The sequence below is a fragment of the Rothia sp. HMSC061C12 genome (assembly GCF_001815755.1).
GTDB lineage: Bacteria > Actinomycetota > Actinomycetes > Actinomycetales > Micrococcaceae > Rothia > Rothia mucilaginosa.
The window spans coordinates 1-20,527 of record NZ_KV821852.1; the positions used below are offsets into that span (position 1 = coordinate 1).

The window sequence follows — 20,527 nt, forward strand, 5'->3', positions numbered from 1 at the left end:
GGGCGGAGCCTATCCAGCTGGCGAGGGCGGCTCGTCGTGGTGATCGGGCGGGCGCGTCGGTGCGTCGGCTCATGGGTGGCTCCTTCGGTGCTATACCCGTTGGGAGGGGCGGGGCCGCGGTGTGGGCGGCCCGTGCGGTTTGTCATTGTGTCCTTCCAGTGTAGGGAGCACCCCGCCTGTTTTCCATAGGGTTACCTAAGTTCCCAGGGTTTGAAGTAGTAATAGCGGGTGGACACCTCCAGCCCCCGTCAGTTCATGAGCAATAAAAAATGAGGGGTTGAGCATAACTACTCGTTTGCTCAACCCCTCATCATTTATTTATTAAATATTCTCCAGCTCAGCATTGCCGCTATTCGACACAGAACGCGCCTGCCACACCATCGCACCCAAATGTACTAGCAGGCCAAGAATCGGCCCCACATACAGGGCAAGAAGAGTGCGAGTCAGAAGAGGCAACGGCGACACAGCCACCACACAAGCAACTACAGCCGCCAGCACCCAACCAGCCACATACGACCGGTGCATATTCAACGCAATCACCAGCGACCCCGACAACACCAGAAGCGCCAGGAAAGCAGAAGCAAACACCAAAAGCGCAAGCACCGGAGAAGTCACCACATGGGCGTACGCTCCAACCTCTGAAGGCTTCGGCGGGTAAAGCAGACCAAACAGCCACGGGCCAAGCACATAAGCCGCCGCAGCGCCCACAAGACCCACGCCCAACAGCGCACCAGCAGGCTTCGCAAAAGCACGCAACGGATGGTTCTGTTGCTTCAAGAAAGCAGACACCGCCACGCCCTGAAAAGCCTGCAAAGGAATCATAATCGGCGAGCGCGTAATCGAAATCGCCAGAATCAGAACCGCCAAAATAACCTGCTGTAGCGGGTCGTTTGAATCGATGCTAACGTTCAGCAGAAGCGGCAAGCCCATCATAAGAACCGCGTTAGCAGTCGACGACCCCATCGACAGCGTGTAGTTATACAGCAGACGGCCCGAGGAAACATCCGCACGAGAGCTAAAAACTCGCCGAGCTTCTGGAAGCAGAAGCACCATCAGCAGCCACAGAAGTACCGGAGAAACCGTTGCGGCTTCAAGACCGATTAGATGTGCAGAGACCAGACCGACCGCACAGATAGCTACGATACGCCAAATAGCGTCGAACCCCGACACACTCGCGAAGAGGTACCAGCTTTCCTGGCCAGCAGACGCACCGTAGAGAGTCATGTGCATGGCGTAGAGGGCCACACCGGCACTCAGGAGCAGCACACCGCTAAACCCGCTCAAAGGAATCTGGGCAGGAGCCCACAGAGGGCTCGTCACTAAGGTCAACCCGCCCACAATAAGACCCACCAGAGCACCCACGGGGGCAATACGTGCACCAGTTTTACCGTCGCGGCGTGCAGTGCCCACAGCGCGGGTAGCTTCCTGCTGGATACCTACCACCACACCGTAGAGGGCAAAAAGAAGCGACCAGAAGAGAAGGAACTCCGTCAGGCTTTCGCCCTCCAGAAACCGTTTCACCACAACGGTAATTCCTAGAGAAGATAGTGCAGCTAAACCGGACGATCCCAAAATTGCCATCGAATGACCACGAGTCATTTTCTTCGGCTGGGACTCTGCCGATGATTCCACGCTATCTCCGTTCTCTACTGGTCGCACCTATAAGATTGAAGTCTTTACTTTACGACGTGCTCGGCAAGGTTCTTAACACCCTGCCATTTCTTCGCCAGAGCCGCCTTCGGCAGCAGAGTCAGCGCGTGAGCACGCGAAGAGAAGCGAATACGAGCCACGCGAGCAGCCTTCGTCCAACCCAGGGCAGTCATCTCTTCAACCATGGTGTTGTAGTAGCGGCGCTCCTCCTCAAAGCGGGTACCCTCCAGGGCACGCCAAGACGAGTCAGAACCACCGTGGCGGCGGTACATGAACGCAACCTGCGGGTCGTAGTACAGGGAGCCGCCGCGCATCGTAATGTCGAGGATCAGCGCCATGTCCTGGATAACGTTCAGGCCCTCACGGAAGCCGGTGCCCACGATAGCGTCCTTACGCCAACCTAGGGACGGGAAGTAGAACCACGCGCCGCGCAGCAGGGAGGTAGCCAGCTCCTCCCCCTGCAGAACAGCCTCACCCTTGGGGCGGTAGAACGCCTTAGTCTGCTCCACCAGAGTGTTCGACAGGCCATTGTTCTCATCAATCACGACCACGCCGGGCTGGAAAATGGACGCCTCGGGGTGCTTAGCCGCCGCATCCACGAGCCACTGCACATAGTTGGGGAGCATGACGTCGTCAGCACCCATGACGGTGACCAGCTCGTTCTCCACAAAGGTCAGGCACTTGCGGTAGTTCGCGTTCGCACCCAGGTTGGTTTCATTACGCATGTAGGTGATGCGCTCGTCCTTCAGCGACTCGAACCAGCCGGGAATCGAGTCGTCCGGGTAGCCGTCATCAACAACAATCAGACGCCAGTCCGGGTTGGTCTGACCGACCACAGACAGCACAGCCTGCTTCATCATGGCGACGTCGCCGTAGTAGGGGAACAGAATATCAACGGTCATGAGGTATTACTCCAACTCACAAAATGGAAAGTCTCGACAGTAAAGCTTTAAGAATCCTGCTGGTTACGCTTCTTCGCACCGGCGGCGCCCCCCGGTTGCTCCTGAAGCGCCTTCAAAATGGCGACTTCCTCAGCCAGGATGCGGGTCTTCTCCGACAGGCGCGACAGCTCCAGGGTCAGGTGAATACTCACACCCATCAGCAGCAGAATCGACAGGAGGAACAGCAGGTTCACCGGCAAGGCGACGCCCACAAAGTCCGCCACACCATTGAGAAGAGTCGGGAAAGCGCCCAGCACAATGATGATGGCACCAATAATCAGCCACAGGGCGGCGTACCGTTCCTTCATGCGCTGGTGACGCACCTGAATAATCACAAAAGTGCAGACCAGGATGGCAAGAATCAAGAAGAAAACACTGGCGCTCACGGCTACTTCTCCTCGGGGCGGCGGCTCACCGAAATGCCGTAGGCAAACAGTGAACGAACCAGATAGACAGCAGACTTCAGCGGACCGGAGGAGGGGGTACCTCCCTGACGTTCACGCATATGCACCGGCACCTGACGCACCTTCAAACCATTACTAATGGCCATGGCGGTGATATCGATTGTGTCGCCCAGGTATTCGGCGGGCAGGTTACGGCAATAGAAGTCAATACCGCGGCGGTTCGCAATCTTAAAACCGCTGGTCACATCCGTGAACGGAGTACCCGCCGCGCGAGTAAACAGGAACGACAGCAGGCCCATCGCCCACTTGCGCGGGCCGGACACCTCATAGTCCGTCGCACCATCGGCAAAGCGGGAACCGATTACGATGTCGTAATCCTCCACCGCCTCAATGAGCGAGGGGATGCTCTCGGGGTGGTGCTGGCCATCTGAATCCACCTGCATGGCGTAGTCGTAGCCCATGCGCTGCGCGTACTTGTAGCCGGTGCGCATAGCGGCGCCCACACCCATGTTGTAGGGCAGGTCAATCACAAAAGCGCCCGCCTCACGAGCTACAGCGGAGGTGTTGTCGGTGGAGCCGTCATTGACCACCACCAAATCCACGTAGGGCACCGTCTCCTGCAGCTCAGCGATGGTGGCGGGTAGTGCCTCTTCCTCGTTCCATGCGGGCATAATCACCAGCGTACGAGGATACGTGCGGGGGGTAAGAGGCGATGTGGGAGAACCCATAGGGCAGCTACCCCTCCTAACGAATGTGTCTTACCGTGCGTGTGAAAGCCGGTATGCCCTAGTGGACATACCGGCTTTCATCATATCAGTGGTTCCGCACCATCTCAGATTCGGCGACAGATTGTAGACTGCACCACTTATTCCCTGAGATGCATACACTCTCGCAGGTGTGCTGGCACACCGTTAGTTATCGCATTAGTTATCGCAGGCGCTGATGCGGTACAGAGTCATCGGACCCGAGGAATAGACTGGGGTTAGAACGTCCGTATCAATAGCAGCCACCATGCCGTCATAGTTCTTCTGCTGAGCAGGACCGAAATTACCCTGGTTCTCCAGGTGAACATACCAGTGAGCCTTGTACTCATTCACGACGCGGCAAACTTCCGGGTTCGTGCGGGCATCCTTCAAATCGTTCAGGATCGCTGCGTACTTCGGGGAGGTCTGGAATTCGAAGTGGTAGCTGGTCAGGTGACGGTCAGCCAGCGCATAAATGTAGGCGCTACCGTCCCAGGGGTTGTTCACAATGACGTCGTCCTTGGGCACAATCTTCGGGATCTCGTTAATGACGTTCATCTCATCCTGATTCAGGATGTCGGAGGTCGGGGTCACCTTGTACCTCTCCGCCACCTGCAAGGTTGCGTCATGCATCGCGGGAGTACGGGAGGACAGGCCCGCGACCACAAGCACCAGCACCATGGAGGCGCCCATCATTGCCGGGGCGACCTTCGCGTGCTTCTCACGCGGAATAGCGTGCATGATGCGCACGAAGAGACCCTCCACGGCGCCACCCAGGCCAATACCGGCAAGAAGCACTGCAGGGAACACCACCAGAGCCGCCAGGCGGAAGTGATCGGTGTACCAGGGAGCAACCATCAGCAGGCGGAAGTCACCGCGCGGCACCGAAGCCGCAATAATCCACATGTAGCCGACCAGCATCCAGCTACCAATCAGCCATAGGTTGCGGCGCTTATACAGCAGGTAGCCAACACCCCACAGCGCCAAGAAACCCAGCAGATATGCGGGAGCAAAGTTGCCGCCCAGCGGGTTTGCGTTCTCCAGGCCCAGGAACAGGAACTGGTAGACCGCCTCTCCTTCGCTCATGATGGCGGTCCACAGGTCGCTGGCTTCCTCGCTCGGACGCAACGACAACCAGATAGTGACGCATCCGGCGATGAGCGCCACCAGCACGCCGGTACCCACCAGACGCTCACGCCTGGACGCACCGCGGGTACGCAGCACCTGCACCACACCACCCAGGAGCATGGGCACCGCAAACACTGCGGCAGAAACCACCGCGTTCGGATGCACCAGAGCCAAACCGCCCAGACCCACCAGAATCGTCAGGGACAGGGACAGCACGAGGGAGTACTCACGGCGCGCCATGAGCTGAATCATGTGTAGTAGTAGTGCCACAAACGCGGGCAGTAGGGCGTAACCCAGAAGGTTCGGGAACAACACGCCCCAGAACAGCAGCAGGCCGGGGAACGCAAAGAAACCGCAGGTCAGTGCCGGAATGGCGAGCGCCTGCAGGGGGCGCAGATGCGGAATGCTCAAGCACATCGCCACCAGGGAGCAGGGCCAGATAATGCCCGCCGCCAGCAGAATCATGACGATGGTTGCCGTAGCAATGCTCGTGCCGGTCGTGCTGTAAATCAGGTATACAAAGTCGTGCCAGCCCGCAGGATAAAAAGTAGGTTCTTGATTCGCGGCGGCAACTGCGCCCAGAGTCAGGCTGGAGGCGTCACCGTGCTCCTGAATCCAGCGGATCGCGTTCATGTGGTAGGAGTTATCGAGGGTCTGCGAGAACGCCTCGGGGCCGAATACCATGTCCTCGGTTGCGTGCAGGGTCAAGAAACCACCCAGCACCGCACCAATAACGGGCCATGCGAGGGGCACGGTGTTACCCGCCCAGTTCTCTGCAGACTCGCTGGAGGCATCGGGTACGGCGGAGGGCCAGCGGCGACCCACCAGGTGCATCACACCCGCGGCGGCAGCCACCATCACGGCAGCGACCGGCACAAAAGAAATCAGGCTCCACGCGATGCCGGTCTTACCCAGCACAATCGCAGAGACAGCCACCAGGGCAAAAGTCAGCAGCGGCGCATAAAAAACGCGCAGACGTGCAGGAACACGCAACGCCCAGCCCATCGCATAGCCGGGACCGAAAGCCAACACGACCGCAAAAAGTAGCAGCGGAATAGTTGCCAACCAGCTCATTAACCCTCTTCTCCCCACAGTTCACGCGCCGAAAAACCCCTCAAATACGGGGCGCGGCGCGCTTTCGAGTACCTAGCAAGGATACCCCAGAGGCTTCTTTAACCCGGCGAAACCCCGCAGAAGAGAGAGGGACAGCACCCACAACCCGCTACTCAGACCCCGAAGCGGGACAATCGGCGGAGTGCATCTTCGAAGCTCCCAAAAGACGAAGATTATGACGTAATATTTCACGCTCAATGTCACGAAAGGGTCACCTAAGAAACATAGGGCAATAAATAAGGTGTTCACCACCCTTTAGCTTTACCCTGAAACATATCTCCCCTTAACAAAGGGTCGCCCAACGCATACACATCTGGACGAACCCTAAACGCAGCCGCAGAAGAAAGGGTCGATCATGACCGAAACCATTGCAGCACAGGCACCCATCGCCGACACCTCCGAGCAGTTCAAGCTCGCCTTCGGCCACCAGCCCGCCGGCGTCGCCATCATCACCGCCACCGACGAAAACGGCGAACCCGCAGGCTTCACCGCCTCCTCGCTGACCTCCGTCGCCGCAGAACCGCCCATCATCGCCTTCTCCCTCAAGGCAAACAGCGGCTCCGCAGCAAAGATCGCGGCTGCGTCCTCCTTCCTCGTGCACATGCTCGACGCTGAGAATGTGACCCTCGCGAAGAACTTCGCAACCCACGACTACCCCCGCTTCGACGACCCCAGCACCTGGGAATTCGTCCACACCGGCGAGCCCCTCGTCCACGGCGTACGCCGCGTACTGCGCGCAACCCCGCTCAGCCGCGTTGAGGCAGGCCCCGCACTCGTCTTCACCGCGCAGGTTGAAGAGTTCATCCGCAACGACTGCGAAGGCACCCCGCTGGTCTACCACTCGCGTAACTTCCACGCGCTGGGCGACCACTCGAACGTGAACAACTACAGCATCTAACCCCGCGCAGGGGTCACGGGGCGGTATTCGACGACAATGAGGCGACGAATACCGCCCCGCGGCGTACCCTGAACATAAAAGCGCACGCAGCACATGACAGCGCACAGCAACACAGCGCACCCAACACAGCACAGAAGGAACAGTCATGACGGCTCAAACCACCCAGCCCGCATCCCTCCCCTGGCTCGAAAAGCTCATCGCGTTCCCCACTATCTCCGGAACCTCCAACCTGGAACTTATTGAGCTCATCGAAGCCGAATTTTCCCGCTACGGCTACAGCGGCGTGCGCACCTACAACGAGGACGGCACCCGCGCCAACCTGCTGGTCACCGTCCCTGCCGCTGACGGCACCACCCGCGGCGGCCTCATTCTCTCCGGCCACACGGACGTCGTACCCGTCGCCGGTCAGGCGTGGGACGCCGACCCCTTCACCCTGCGTGTGGAGGGTACCCGCGCCTACGGTCGCGGCGTGTGCGACATGAAGGGCTTCCTCGCCGTGGCGCTTTGGCTGTTGCCGCGCGTTGCGGAGGCGAAGCTGCGCACTCCCCTGCACTTCGCGTTCTCCTACGATGAGGAAATCGGTTGCATTGGTGCACCCTCCCTTATCGAGGAGTTCGTGGCGCGCGACCTCGCCCCCGACTACGCGATTGTTGGTGAGCCCTCCAGCATACGCATTATCGACGCGCACAAGGGCGCACACCGCGGCCGCGTCACCTTCACCGGCGTGCCCAAGCACGGCTCCCTCGCCACCCATGGCGTGAACGCGGTTGCCGCAGCAGGCGAGTTCATCACCTTCTTCACCGACATGGCGGACCAGTGGGAAGAAGAAGGCCCGTTCGACGAGTCGTTCATCATTCCCCACTCCACCGGTAGCGTGAACCTGGCAACCGGCGGCCTGCAGTACAACATCGTCGCCGAGCAGGCTGTGGTGGAGTACGATGTGCGCACTCTGCCGCAGGTGACCACCGAATCCTTCGTGGAGCGCATTGACCGCGAACTTTCGGAGGTCATACTGCCCGACCTGCAGGCGCGCGCCGCACGCGCCGAAAAGCTGACCGGCGCAGAGCCCGGTAGCCTCACCTCCCGCGTGGGTGTGAAGCACGAACTGCTCGCAGCCGTGCCGGGCCTGGGTACCGAGGACGACGCACCCATCGTGCACCTCGCCCACGAGTGGCTGGGCACCAATGACGCACCGCAGAAGGTCACCTACGGCACCGAGGCGGGCCAGTTCCAGCGCGCCGGCGTGCAGAGCATCATTTGCGGTCCCGGCGATATTGCCCAGGCGCACTCCCCGAACGAGTGGATTGAGCTGGAGCAGCTGAGTGAATGCGAGCGCTTCTTCGAGGCGATTCTCGACTGGGCGAGCGCCAAGTAGTAACCGTGTAGCGGCGTAACAGCCAGTCCACCGCGGTTCGCAAGAGCCGCAGTTAGAGCCGCATAAAAATTACAGAAACTGCCCGGGTACCCCGTGAGGTGCCCGGGCATTTTTATGCTGATGGCAAGTGGTGTGGGCGGGGGTGAGTGTTGGTTTGATCGCGGGTTTATTCGTGAGTTTCTCCATGGGTTCAACCGCGAGTTTATGGAATGAGTCCAAGGTGTGGACTATGACCGATTTTCCCCTCATTCGCCACATTTATTTTTAAACGAAAAACCCGAAAAACCGCTTATGTCTAAGGGTGAAATAACACAAAAGTATTGCCCTTCTAGGGTATTCAGGGTTCCATAGATGCCAAAGGTTAAACACGCCACTCGGGCGGCATAGCCCCACACAAAACCACACCTCCCTCACGCTCGGCACTGCGCACCCGACCGAATCCCGGTTTACCACCCGCAGTTCACTACCTGAAGGACACCCCGTGTACACCATCAGCCCCTACCTCGCCGAATTCCTCGGCACGCTCATCATGTGCACCATCGGCTGCGGCGTCATCGCCAACGTCGAACTTCGCCGGTCCAAAGGCCACGGCGACAACTTCTTCACCATCGCCTTCGGCTGGGGTTTCGCCGTCACCTTCGGCGTCTACGCCTCCCACGCCTACTCCGGCGGCCACCTCAACCCCGCTGTGTCTATCGGCCTGGCAGCGTTCGGCGAGTTCTCCTGGGAGAAGGTCCCCGGCTACATCATCGCCCAGGTACTCGGCGCAATGGTCGGCGCCGGACTGGTCTACCTCAACTACCTGCCGCACTGGAAAGCAACCGCCGACAAGAAGATTAAGCTCGGCGTTTTCGGCACCGTCCCCGCTATTCACAACTACTTCACCAACGCCCTCTCCGAAATGATCGGCACGTTCATGCTGGTCTTCTCGGCACTGTACACCGGCGTAAACTTCAAGCCGTCCATCAGCGGCGGTGTGGAACTCTCCCTCAACCTCAACGACGTGCTCAAGCCCCTCGCCTTCGGCTTCATGGTCACCGTACTCGTCATCGGCCTGGGCGGTCAGACCGGCTACGCCCTGAACCCCGCCCGTGACTTCGGTCCGCGCCTCATGCACGCCCTGCTGCCCATCCACGATAAGGGCACTTCACGCTGGTTCTACGCGTGGGTTCCGATCTGCGGCCCGATTGCCGGCGGTTTCATGGGTGGCGCGTTCTTCAAGCTCTACTACGAGGGTCAGGTCAGCCCGTGGCTGTTCGTCTCTAGCGCTCTGGCGATTGTGGTTCTGCTCTTCGCGTGGTGGGCTAATAGCCACCTGTACCGCGCACCCAGCGCCGAGGTCATCCCCGAGTTTGAGGACACCCACGCTACCGCGGCGGCACGCGCGGCAACCTACACTCCGACCGGTTCCATGCCGATTCTGCTCCCCGAAGAGGTGAAGGGTAACCGCAGTACCCGCGTCGTGAACCGGCTGACCGAGGACGAGTAGTCTTCCCGCCCGAGAACTTCCCTGTCTAGGGTTTCATCTAAAAACGGCGAACCCCTCATTTTCATAACCTGCACAATATCGGTCAGGTTATGAAAATGAGGGGTTCGTTGCGTCTACCTCACGGAGGGAGGTTCATTCAGGGGTGCCGAAAAGAAATACAGTCTAGAAAGGTCCTAGCTTAGGAATAAAAAGAGTCATCTCCTGAACGATATACTCTGCATCTTCCAAAGCCTCTTCAGCTTCCTCCACAGCTATAGGCTCATAATCCAGACCGGGGTACTCAACCTCATGACGAGTTCGACGCAAGCGAGAATACAGCTTACCCACCGCATCATGATGGCCTCGCTGAGCACGCAAGGCATCACCCACCACGATATGACCTCCCCGAGTAGTCGGACGCAGACCCTGCACCGCCAAGGCGGCAGTCATCGCTAGTCTCGAAGCATCATAGAGGAGCGTATAGGCACCTTCCGAATCATCAACTACCAGACGATGCGCCGTCTTTAGATGCCGGCGAGCACGCAACAACAGGCCTTGAGCATGCTCACGATTTACAACGACCCGCTCCAGCTCGCCAGATTCAATCAGCTCAAGAATGCGTTCCCGGCCTACAGTCCAGGGACCCGGGGTTGGGGCATTAGGCTTCAGCGTGGACATCGTTTACCTCCAGCTGCCCAAAGAGAACCTCCATAGGACGCGACCGCACAGTCTGCACGAAGCCGTCCTGCGAGTTCCAAGCCTCAGGAGATAGCCGCTTCACGTTTACCTCATAGCCAAGCTTCTGCTCAGCATCATCGATAGCCTCATACAGCTTCTGCCGTGAAGGGGAGCCCACAACCAGCACATCAATATCATTCGGCACGTGCCCCGCCACCCCAGAACGACGGCTAGCCCACGAACCATAAATAGCAGCACCCTCAATATTGGAAACGCCCTGCAAAGTATCCCGGAGCACCGGAACGGGGCCATACGTTACCAGAATCAACTGACGCATCGCCTGGCCCACCGGATTATCAACCTTGGCTTGCACCATACGGGTCCTACCAACATTCTGGACAGCCACCAAACCGGACTGTTCCAGACGATTCACCTCTCGGGAAACAGTCGGCAACGATGCACGTGTCGCATCAGCAATCTGTGACACCGTGTATTGCTGCTCAGGGTGAGAGAACAGCAATGCCATCACTTCACCCTGCAGGTCACTACGCAAGATGGGAAGGAGGCTAGGAGCAGACGTTTTCATAACATGAATTATATCAATCATGTTATGAAAACATCTGCTAATTTGGAGGGGTACTAGGCCGCGGCGGTAGCCATTGCCAGCGCCCGGTCATGCTTAGCCGCGCGGCGCTTCTGAATCGCGCGCACCACCCAGATGCAGACCGCACCCAGGACCGCGCCAGCAGTATTATTCACAATGTCATCCACATCAAAGGTGCGGTAGGTGAAGCCCGCCAGACCCCAGTTGCCGGTCAGCTGGCTCAACTCAATGAAGGTCGACAGCGCGAAGCCACTCAGCGCCGTGGCGCGCAGACCCCAGCGCAGGCAGCCCGCAGTAAAGAAGCCCAAAGGGATGAACATGGCGACATTGAAGAAGAGCTGCGCATACACGGTCGTTGCGAAGCGGCGCAAACCCATGCCGGCAGTCAGATCCCACGCCTGCTGCCAGCTCCAACCCACGTAGAAACGCGGGTAGTACAGCTCGGGGTTCGTGACACTATTGGAAGAGCCAATCGGGGTCAGCGTCAGAGAAAGAATAGAAGCAAGGAACAGCGCAAAAGACGCGGTCAACAAGTACTGGCGGATGCTGTGCGCTCGACCGGTCTTCTTGGCACGCAGGCGCATACCAATAAATCCGATAATGGAGAGCGCGATAGTAAGCGCCGCAATCTCGATGGCGAAGGTGCCAATCATGTGTTTACTGAGCAGTTCCTGCATGCCGCGTGTTCCTTAGGTCGTGAGAGTGAGTTATATGAACCCCACCTATATATATGCCTGTTCTAACATATATTCCCGGTGGTATATAGCGGGTTACCGTTCATACCCGCCGCATATCGTTCACCACCAGTGTAAAAGACCGCTCTATGGCTCACCCTAGGCGAAACTGTGAAAAAGCTGTACATGCGCCCGCACACCACCACAGCCGGCGCCGTCAGTACAGAACATCCGGCGGGAACACCGGCGCAATATACCGACCAAACAGCAACACAAACAAGAGCGCACCCGCCAGAGCTGCCACCATCGCGCCCACAACCTGCACCAGCCACAGCATCAGGAACTTCACCATCTTGCCCTCAGAGCGGGCGGTCAGCGCCTCCACCATGGCGGTCGAAAACGTCGTAAACCCACCCAGCAGACCGGTCGTAATCACCGTGCACCAGAACGCCACCTGATCCGTGGCGTTATAGTGCACCCCCAGCGCGCGAGGATTAGACACCGGCATAATCAGCAGGCCGTACAGGAACGAGCCCACCAGGTTAATCACGAACACCGGGCTAATAATCGACGACTCCGTACGCAGGCGAGGCGACATCGCCTTATCCAAGAAGAAACGGGTCATCGCACCCAAACCGCCGCACAGGAAAACCATCAGAGCGAAAAACATTAGCGGCCCTCCTCAACATCACGGGCGGGCACCAAGCGGGACGCCACAAAACGACCCGTCAGCATGCCCGCCGCGGCGGCAACCAAACCACCCACCAGCAGCACCGCCACAGCCAGCATCATATATTGAGCATGCACCGTGTACGGCAGAAAAATCGTCTGCGCCAAAACCGCCGCAATCGACGAATACGTCGTATAGCCGCCCATCATGCCAGCACCAAAAAGCAGACGGAACGAATGAATCCGCTCCTCACCGTCACGGCGCGCGTAGGCGTTCCACACCATCGTCAGCAGGCCCAGCGTAAACGAACCCAGCAGGTTCGCCACCAGCACGCCGCCGGGAGTGTACACGCGGCACAGCGCACCCGTACCGCCTCCCAAAAAGACAAGAAAAGGGGCAGGCACACGGCTCAGAACGCCTCCTATCCACTGTCGGATACTCGCGCGGTTCCTCATCGCCGTGCACCTGCCCTTTCATCTCGTATTAGTCTTCAGAGTGCGCCGTGGCGCACAAACGCACACTAATACTTTACTCTGACCCGAGCTTGCCACCCGAGTCGGCGGCAGCAGACTCACGCTCGTGCTGAATATTCTCGCTCATCTTCTCGCTCAGAGCGGCGCCCTCAACATCCATATTCGGAGTGAGGCGATCCAGCCACTTAGGCATCCACCACGCCTTATCGCCCAGCAGAGCCATAATCGCCGGGGTCAGCGTCATGCGCACAATAAACGCATCCACGAGCACACCGAACGCCAGACCGAAGCCCATCGGGCGGATCATGGTCGAATCAGCAAAGATGAAGCCACCAAACACCGAAATCATGATAATCGCGGCAGCCACCACCACACGCACCGCATGGTTGTAACCGCTCACAATGGCGGTCGCCGCATCCTTGCCGTGCACGTACGCTTCACGCATGCCGGTCACCAGGAACATCTGGTAATCCATCGCAAGACCGAAAAGAATACCGATGAGCAGGGTCGGCAAGAAGGACAGCACCGGACCCGGGTGGTCCACGCCGAAGAGGGAGCTCATGAAGCCCAACTGGTAAATCGACACCACGGCACCGAAGCTCGCCAGCACCGAGAAGAGGAAGCCAACCGAGGCAACCAGCGGAACCATAATCGAACGGAACACCAGGATCAGCACCAGGAAGGACAGGCCCATCACCACGCCCAGGTACAGGGGTAGCTTCTGCGCGAGCACCTCGGAGACGTCAATATTGCCGCTGGTCTGACCCGCAATGCCTAGAGACACCTCAGAGCCCTGAACCGGAACGGTCACGGCTCGCAGCTCGTGGACGAGCTCTTCAGTCTCCACAGAACTTGCACTGTGGGCAGGAATCACCTGGAAAATCATCAGGGTACGGTCATCGGTCATACCGCCGGGAACCACAGCCTGCACGTTCGCGCCGCCGCGCTCCTTCACCGCAGAGACGATATCAATCTGTGCCTGCTGAGCCTGCTCCTCGCTCATGTTCGCGGGCGTGTGCGCGACCGCAACCAGCGGGGCGCTCATGCCCTCACCGAACTTGTCCTTGACCAGCGCATACGACTTGTACGCGGCGCTATCGGAGGGGTAGTTCGAGGCGTCCGGCAGACCCAGGCGCATCTGAGACATAGGGGCGGCAACCGCCAGCAGCGCCAGCGTACCGGCCACCAGGGTCAGTAGCGGACGCGCCAGCACGAGGCGCAACCAGCCGTTCGGTTTCTCGGTGCGGGCGGCATCCTGCGCGCGGCGTTCCGCAATCTTCTGCGGGGTATCGATGGAAGCCCACAGCTTCTTCGACATGATTTTGGTACCCGCCAGGGACAGCACCGCCGGGGTGAGCGTCACCGCGATCAGGGCGGCAACAACCACGCAGAACGCGGCGGCATTACCCATCACGCCCAGGAAGGGAATACCGGTCACGTTCAGCGCCACGAGCGCAATAATCACGGTACTCGCCGCAAAAATCACGGCGTTACCGCTCGTGCCGTTCGCCAGAGCAATCGCCTGGACCTTCGGCATGCCATCCAGCAGGTTCGTGCGGTAGCGGTTCAGAATGAACAGCGAATAGTCGATACCGACCGCCAGACCAAGCATCAGACCCAGGGTGTAGGCGGTAGAACTCATCTCCACGACGGAGGAAAGCGAAAGCGTGCCGAGCACACCCACCACCACGCCCACCAGAGACATCAGAATCGGCAGGCCGGCAGCAACGAGAGTACCGAGCATAACCATGAGCACGATGAAGGCGATGACCATACCCGCAACCTCACCGGTGTGCGAGCCGCCGCCAAGCGCGGATTCGCTCAGGTTCGCGTCGAACTGGACGGTCGCCCCGTGCAGGTTCGCCGACTCAATGTCGGACATGACCTTCTGCAATTCGGCGGACGGCACCTCGTAAATCTTCTTCTTAAACGAGACAGTCGCAATCGCCGTGGACTGATCCTCAGAGACCATACGGTAGCCGGCGGTGAAGTCGTAGAGCTTCTGCTGACGCTCCAGCTGCTCACGCTGTGCAGGCAGGTCACTCTCGGTCTTCTGAAGCTGGTTGCGCTGCTCGTCCAGCTTCTTCTTGCCCTCAGCCAGCTCGTCCTTCTTGGAGGCGATTTCTGCGCGACCCGCGTCAACCTGCTTCTGGCTCTCGGTCAGGGTATCGCGCTGCTGATTGAGTGCGTTCTGCTGCTCGGTCAGCTGCGCCTGCTGGGTGTTGAGCTGCTCCATCATGGCGGCGGGTGAGCCTGCCGCCTCCGCCTGGGCGTAGCCGTCCTTCAGCTGTGCCTGCGCATCGTCCAACTGCTTCTGCGCGTCGTCCAGCTGCTTTCGACCTGCGGTAATCTGCTCCTGCGAGTCGTCGAGCTTCTTCTCGTTGTCGGCAATCTGCTTCATGCCGCCCTCAAGCTGCGAGGTGGCGGCATTCAGCTGCTTTTTGCCGTCCTCGATCTGGGAGGGGGCGGCGTCAATCTTGGCGTGCGCCTCGTCGAGCTGGGTTTTTGCTTCTGCAAGCTTGGAGGTGGTGGTGAACGGGTCGGTGACCGCATCCACGGAGGGCACCTCGCTGGGCAGTGCGCTCAGTGCGGCGGAGAATGCCTGCTTCTGCCCTTCGGTGAGGGCGGTGCCGTCACCGGTGGTGAGAATGATCTGGCCGGAGCCGCGGTTGGCACTGGGGAAGCGTTGGGCGAGCTCGTCGGAGAGCTGCTGGGTCTGCGTTCCGGGCATGGTGAAGGTGTTGCTGAGCTTGCCGTGGAACGCGGTGTAGGCACCCGCTACACCGGCGACGATGAGTACCCAGGTGAGGATGACAGCCCATGCGCGGCGGGCGGCAGCTTCACCGATGCGGTAGAGCCATGTAGCCATGATTCAGTCCTTTGAAGTTGAGTGAGTGAAGAGTTTGGGTGTTGGGTGCGTGTGAATGCGGCGTGTGGTTTGCCCTGTACTGCGATTGCTGTGCCCTGTTTTTGGGCAAAAAACACCCCGCTTCGGGCACCTGCAGGTGAGGTGCCCGAAGCGAGAGTTTTTGAGCGTGAACGCTTTGGGGCTTAGCTTGCGAATTCGCCCTGGACCAGACGGCCCAGGTAGTCGAGTGCCTCGAGTACGCACTGGCGCATCGCTTCGATGGCGAGTGCTTCGGGGTGGGTGCCTTCGGGGGCTTCCGCTGCGACCTTGGCGGTTACTTCTTCGGCGCGGGTGAGGTAGTAGTAGACGCCTTCACCGATGGTTTCGGCGAGGTTGGAGGCGAAGACTGCCACGCGCAGGTAGGGCAGGTCGGGGTATGCCGCGAGGTACCGTTCGAGGAAGATGTCGTAGGTGCGCTCGAGGATGACGTGCGAGTATTCTTCGAACTTCGCGGGGCTGTCCATTTCGAGGGCGTAGAGCAGGTGCGCGAAGGGTGCGATGTACTCTTCGAGGGTGTTGCTCTTGAAGACCTTGCGGGCGATGGAGAGCATTTCGGCTTCCATGCTTGCGTTTTCACCGGAGACGGTGAAGTCGCATTCTTCGAAGATGCGGTTGAAGTACTGGTTCATGCGGGTGACCAGTACGTCGTCTACGGAGGCGAAGTGGTTGAAGATGGTGCGGCGGGAGACGCCTGCGCGTTCTGCGAGTGCTTCTGCGTTGAGGGCGCCGTAGCCACCCTCGAGGATGAGGGATTCTGCTGCCTCAACGATTGCGATGCGGTTCTCTGCCTTGCGGGCGGAACGCTTGTCCGTGATGTTTGCGGGAGATTCAACAAGATTAGCCATGTTTTTTACAATACGCGCATTGTTTCACTGGGGGTAACTATTTTGGGGTTAGATTCACCACATATTTGCACTCTAGGTAATAAACCTGAAGTGCAGATTTAACGTTTACTCAACAAGTAATTTAGCGTTTTAGCACGTCAAGGCGCTATAAACCCTCAAAAGCACCGCGGGGGAGCAGAGTGCACACCCCACCCCACCCCCTCGAATACTCACCCAAACTACCCGCCAGGCGAGTCGCTCAGCGAACCACAAATCAAGCGCACTAGGCGCGCGCCGCCTCCAAAGGCAGACGCACCGTAAAGACCGTATGCCCAGGCTGACTCTGCACCTGAATCGAACCGCCGTGCGCCTGCACAATCGCCTGCACAATCGCCAGACCCAGACCAGTCGTTCCATCCGAACCGGAACGCGCCTTATCGGCACGGGTGAAGCGGTCAAAAATCTTCGGCAAGAAGTCCGGGGCAATACCCGGACCATTATCGGCCACGGTCACCACAGCTTCACGGCGTGCAGCATCCACCGACAGGCCCGCGGTCACGCGCGTACCCTCATCGGTGTGCTTGCGAGCATTCGAGAGCAAGTTCAGAATCACGCGCTGAATCTGGGAGCGATCGGCAACAACCTCAACCGGCTCGTCGGGCAGGTTCAGGTGCCATTCGTGGGTGCGCGCTGCCGCCTGCATGTCGGAGGTGCATTCAAGCACCAGCTCGGTCAGGTCAACCTGCTCCAGCTTGGGCTCGCGACCCTCGTCCAGGCGAGCAAGGGTCAGCAGATCCTCAACGAGGCGGGACATACGCTCGGTCTGCGAATCGATACGCGCCAGGGAGGACTGGCCGGATTCGCTGAGCGGCTCGGTCCAGCGGAGCATATCGGAGTACCCCTTAATGGCGGCAAGGGGCGTGCGCAGTTCGTGGGAGGCGTCCGCAATAAAGGCGCGAATCTGATGTTCGGTGCGTTCGCGCACCTCCAGAGCAGAGTTCACGTTATCGAGCAGCTGATTGAGGGCGTAGCCTACGGCACCCACTTCGGTGCGCGGGTCGGAATCTCGCGGACCCACTCGCACCGCCGAGGAGATGGTGTGCTCTTCCAGGTCCAGGTGCGCCACATCGGTTGCCACCGCGGAGACTCGCTCCAGAGGCTTCATGGTGCCCCGAATAATGTAGGAACCCGCCACGCCGGCGCCGACCATCACAGCAATAGAACCAAGGGCTACCACAATCACGAAGATGGTGAGGGTCTGCTGTACGTTGGCGAGCGGAATACCAACCACCTGGGCGTCGGCGCTGCTATTAGCTTTCGGGGTGATTTTGATGAGGTACAGGCCGGATTCCAGTTTGACCTCTCGGACTTCTTCTTTGGTGGCGTTCAGCGCCATGGTTCCGAGGGTTACCTGGTCGTTGGCGGAGAGGGTTTGTACGGTGCCGTCCTTGGCGAGCTTGCTGGCAATTTCCACGGCACCTTCGGACTCAACACAGGTAATGATGGTTCCGGATGCCTGACCGGGCGCAAAGAGAGAGCTGCTCTTCTGCAGGTCACTGCAGTCCACTTCTTCTCGCTTGCCGTTTCGGGAGGTCGGCTGCACTACGCGGTGGCTGGTTTCTTTGAGGTCGCTTTGCGCCTGCTGATAGAGGGAGTTCTGCAGAGTCACATAGGTGGACAGGCCAATAATGAGGCAGGCGATGCCGAGGGCTGCCACGAGGATGGCGATAAGGCGCGAGCGAAGGTGGGGTACGTACCCGAGTTCTTCGGGGGATGCCTCGGGGTTCCTCATGCTCTTCCAGGCGGCGCGTAGGCGCACGAAGAAGTTCCCCGGGGAGGGCGCGGCACCGTCTCGTGCGGGGGTACCCGCGCGCAGGGGGCGGGTTGCTTCATTATCCGGGGAGGCGGGTTCACCGGGTGAGTAGGAGCCCACGAGCATCCTTTCTTTCCATATTCGAAATACGGAATATAACTGATATGGCGCGGTATAACCGGGTGTTATACCGCGCCATATGAAGAGCAGAGAATAAACTTAGACAGCGGGACGCAGCACGTAACCGGCACCGCGCACGGTGTGAATCATCGGTTCGCGACCCACGTCAATCTTCTTACGCAGATAGGAGATGTACAGCTCCACAATATTTGCCTGACCACCGAAATCGTAGTTCCAGACATTATCAAGAATCTGACTCTTGGAGACCACACGCTTCGCGTTCTCCATGAGGTAGCGCAGCAGGTCGAACTGGGTTGCGGTGAGATTAATCTGCTCGCCACCGCGGGTCACCTCGCGGGTGTCCTGGTTCAGCACCAGGTCGCCAACGACCAGCTCAGCATCATCAATGGCGGCAACACCGGAGCGCTGCACCAGGCGGTGCAAACGGATCATGACCTCTTCCATGGAGAAGGGCTTAGTCACGTAGTCGTCCGCACCGGCGGCAAGACCTTCGATACGGTTATCGACCGAATCCTTAGCGGTCAGAAAGAGGCAGGGAACCTCGGGGTAGAACTTGCGGATACGGGAGAGTAGCTCCAGGCCGTCAAAGCCGGGCATCATAATGTCCAGCACGAGCACGTCGGGGCGCCAATCGCGGGCAATTGCGAGCGCGGAGGGGCCGTCCCCTGCGGACTGCACATCCCAGCCGATCATTTTCAGACCCATGCTGACGAGTTCCTTGAGCATCTCCTCATCGTCAACAACGAGGGCGCGGATGGGGCTGCCATCCGGGTGCTCGAGGGTGGGAAGGTTCTTTGCGATTTCGGTTGCTTTGCTGCTCATGTGATTAAGAGTATCGCGATTTAGGGTTCGCGGTGAGGCGGGAGCCGGTTTTCAGCCGCAAACTTATGGAATGCTTGCCCGCGTCACAGCTGGGGCACAGTTTCGTGCCGCCCATTATCCCAACCATGCGCGTTAACCCTTCAATACGGGTTCAATCTTTCGGTAAAATTTGTAGTAGCTTAGGTGATACTCAATCACCGTTTATCGTTTCAGTGTGCCACCCCGACACAGGCGCCCCGACACCCGCAGAGGAGGACACATGCGCATTAGCCGTATTTATAACAATAATGTTGTCCTCACGGTGGATCATTACGGCAAGGAGTCCGTGATGATTGGTCGCGGCATTGCTTTTGGTAAGCGTAAGGGTCAGCTGATTGACCCGTCTGCGGTGGAGCAGACGTTTGTGCCGGAGCAGGGCATGTCGGGTGAGCGCTTGAGCATGACTCTGTCTGAGATTCCGGCGGAGATTCTGTCGATTGCCACACTTTTGGAGTCGAAGGTGCGCGCCGAGGGTGCATTGGAGCTGTCGAACTCGTTTATTCTTCCGCTGGCTGATCACCTGCACTATGCGGTGGTTCGTGCGCGTGACGGGGTGCGGGTGCAGTATCCGCTCGCCCCGGAGGTGACTGTCCTCTACCCGCGCGAGGTGGAGTACGGCCGCACGGTTTTGGAAATGGTTCGCGAGCGCCTGCAGGTTGAACTGGACCCGAACGAGGCTATCCCCCTGGCGTTGCACCTGGTCAACGCGCAATTTGCGACGGCGGATATGTCTCAGGCATTCCGCATGACCGAGGTTTTCGCGCAGGTTTTTGAAATTATTGAGGCAAGCTACGAGCGGAAGATCGACCCGGATTCGATGAGTGCGGCACGTTTTGTGACGCACCTGCGGTACCTGTTTGTGCGGGCGAGCCGCGCCTCCGCGAATCGCGCGGAGGATGCAGATGAGGTGTCGCAGCCGAGTTTGTTGGCGGCTCTTCGTGAGGATGCACCGCGTGCCTACGCGTGTGCGCAGAAGGTTTTGTTGGTACTGCAGATGCAGCTGAAGCAGAGCCTGACTCGTGATGAGTTGACGTATTTGACGATTCATATTGCGCGTCTGGCGCGGGATATGTGGGGCATTAACGCGTAGCGCATGTTCGATAGAAAGCGACCGGGAGGGTTCTCGGTCGCTTTTTCTATTCTCCCCCCCCCCCCCCCCCC

The 20,527-nt window shown here is 59.1% G+C and carries 18 protein-coding genes; 4 read left to right on the top strand and 14 right to left on the bottom strand.

Annotated features, from left to right (window positions below; genetic code table 11):
* Positions 1-321: 321 nt before the first annotated feature.
* From HMPREF3055_RS03290 to HMPREF3055_RS03310, 5 genes are all read right to left on the bottom strand, one after another.
* A complete protein-coding gene (locus HMPREF3055_RS03290; RefSeq protein ID WP_246826885.1) occupies positions 322-1,524 on the bottom strand; it encodes a hypothetical protein in 1,203 nt (400 codons plus the stop codon).
* A gap of 152 nt (positions 1,525-1,676) precedes the next feature.
* On the bottom strand, positions 1,677-2,552 hold the full coding sequence (locus HMPREF3055_RS03295) for a glycosyltransferase family 2 protein (protein WP_049345952.1): 876 nt from the start codon (positions 2,550-2,552) through the stop codon (positions 1,677-1,679).
* Positions 2,553-2,599: 47 nt separating this feature from the next.
* Positions 2,600-2,977: a DUF2304 domain-containing protein gene (locus tag HMPREF3055_RS03300; RefSeq protein WP_070737947.1), complete on the bottom strand. Its 378-nt coding sequence runs from the start codon at positions 2,975-2,977 to the stop codon at positions 2,600-2,602.
* A 2-nt stretch (positions 2,978-2,979) separates the two neighbouring features.
* The gene (locus HMPREF3055_RS03305) at positions 2,980-3,666 is read right to left on the bottom strand and encodes a glycosyltransferase family 2 protein (RefSeq protein WP_246826886.1); all 687 of its coding nucleotides are present in this window, start codon (positions 3,664-3,666) and stop codon (positions 2,980-2,982) included.
* Between the two features lie 252 nt (positions 3,667-3,918).
* Positions 3,919-5,940 (bottom strand): DUF6541 family protein, encoded by a 2,022-nt coding sequence (locus HMPREF3055_RS03310; RefSeq protein ID WP_070737953.1) that lies wholly within the window; start codon positions 5,938-5,940, stop codon positions 3,919-3,921.
* Positions 5,941-6,334: 394 nt separating this feature from the next.
* Between HMPREF3055_RS03310 and HMPREF3055_RS03315 the strand changes: the two genes are divergently transcribed.
* From HMPREF3055_RS03315 to HMPREF3055_RS03325, 3 genes are all read left to right on the top strand, one after another.
* Positions 6,335-6,877: a flavin reductase family protein gene (locus HMPREF3055_RS03315; protein ID WP_049338626.1), complete on the top strand. Its 543-nt coding sequence runs from the start codon at positions 6,335-6,337 to the stop codon at positions 6,875-6,877.
* A gap of 145 nt (positions 6,878-7,022) precedes the next feature.
* Positions 7,023-8,252 carry an acetylornithine deacetylase gene (gene argE, locus HMPREF3055_RS03320; RefSeq protein WP_070737956.1) on the top strand — a complete coding sequence of 410 codons (1,230 nt, stop codon included), beginning with the start codon at positions 7,023-7,025 and terminating at the stop codon, positions 8,250-8,252.
* Between the two features lie 481 nt (positions 8,253-8,733).
* Complete coding sequence (locus tag HMPREF3055_RS03325) at positions 8,734-9,741, top strand: MIP/aquaporin family protein (protein WP_005507983.1); 1,008 nt, start codon at positions 8,734-8,736, stop codon at positions 9,739-9,741.
* A 162-nt stretch (positions 9,742-9,903) separates the two neighbouring features.
* Here HMPREF3055_RS03325 and HMPREF3055_RS03330 read toward each other — a convergent pair whose 3' ends face one another.
* The 9 genes from HMPREF3055_RS03330 to HMPREF3055_RS03370 form a co-directional block, all read right to left on the bottom strand.
* On the bottom strand, positions 9,904-10,398 hold the full coding sequence (locus HMPREF3055_RS03330; RefSeq protein ID WP_070737958.1) for a HEPN domain-containing protein: 495 nt from the start codon (positions 10,396-10,398) through the stop codon (positions 9,904-9,906).
* Positions 10,379-11,005, bottom strand: a complete 627-nt coding sequence (locus HMPREF3055_RS03335; protein WP_005504163.1) for an ArsR family transcriptional regulator — start codon at positions 11,003-11,005, stop codon at positions 10,379-10,381. Before HMPREF3055_RS03335 ends, HMPREF3055_RS03330 begins: the two co-directional genes overlap by 20 nt.
* Before the next feature lie 32 nt (positions 11,006-11,037).
* A complete protein-coding gene (locus HMPREF3055_RS03340) occupies positions 11,038-11,679 on the bottom strand; it encodes a VanZ family protein (RefSeq protein ID WP_070737961.1) in 642 nt (213 codons plus the stop codon).
* Between the two features lie 214 nt (positions 11,680-11,893).
* Complete coding sequence (locus HMPREF3055_RS03345) at positions 11,894-12,346, bottom strand: fluoride efflux transporter FluC (RefSeq protein WP_005504159.1); 453 nt, start codon at positions 12,344-12,346, stop codon at positions 11,894-11,896.
* Positions 12,346-12,750, bottom strand: coding sequence for a fluoride efflux transporter FluC (locus HMPREF3055_RS03350; protein WP_239662311.1), 405 nt, complete (start codon positions 12,748-12,750; stop codon positions 12,346-12,348). The genes HMPREF3055_RS03345 and HMPREF3055_RS03350 overlap by 1 nt, the downstream gene beginning before the upstream one ends.
* A gap of 124 nt (positions 12,751-12,874) precedes the next feature.
* Positions 12,875-15,688, bottom strand: a complete 2,814-nt coding sequence (locus HMPREF3055_RS03355) for an MMPL family transporter (protein ID WP_070737964.1) — start codon at positions 15,686-15,688, stop codon at positions 12,875-12,877.
* Between the two features lie 182 nt (positions 15,689-15,870).
* Positions 15,871-16,572, bottom strand: coding sequence for a TetR/AcrR family transcriptional regulator (locus HMPREF3055_RS03360; RefSeq protein WP_070737967.1), 702 nt, complete (start codon positions 16,570-16,572; stop codon positions 15,871-15,873).
* Between the two features lie 262 nt (positions 16,573-16,834).
* Positions 16,835-18,490, bottom strand: a complete 1,656-nt coding sequence (locus HMPREF3055_RS03365) for a sensor histidine kinase (protein ID WP_246826887.1) — start codon at positions 18,488-18,490, stop codon at positions 16,835-16,837.
* A 93-nt stretch (positions 18,491-18,583) separates the two neighbouring features.
* Positions 18,584-19,327: a response regulator transcription factor gene (locus tag HMPREF3055_RS03370; protein WP_049354120.1), complete on the bottom strand. Its 744-nt coding sequence runs from the start codon at positions 19,325-19,327 to the stop codon at positions 18,584-18,586.
* A 259-nt stretch (positions 19,328-19,586) separates the two neighbouring features.
* Here HMPREF3055_RS03370 and HMPREF3055_RS03375 point away from each other — a divergent pair, with 259 nt between their 5' ends.
* On the top strand, positions 19,587-20,456 hold the full coding sequence (locus tag HMPREF3055_RS03375) for a PRD domain-containing protein (protein WP_049345980.1): 870 nt from the start codon (positions 19,587-19,589) through the stop codon (positions 20,454-20,456).
* The last annotated feature ends 71 nt before the right edge of the window (positions 20,457-20,527 follow it).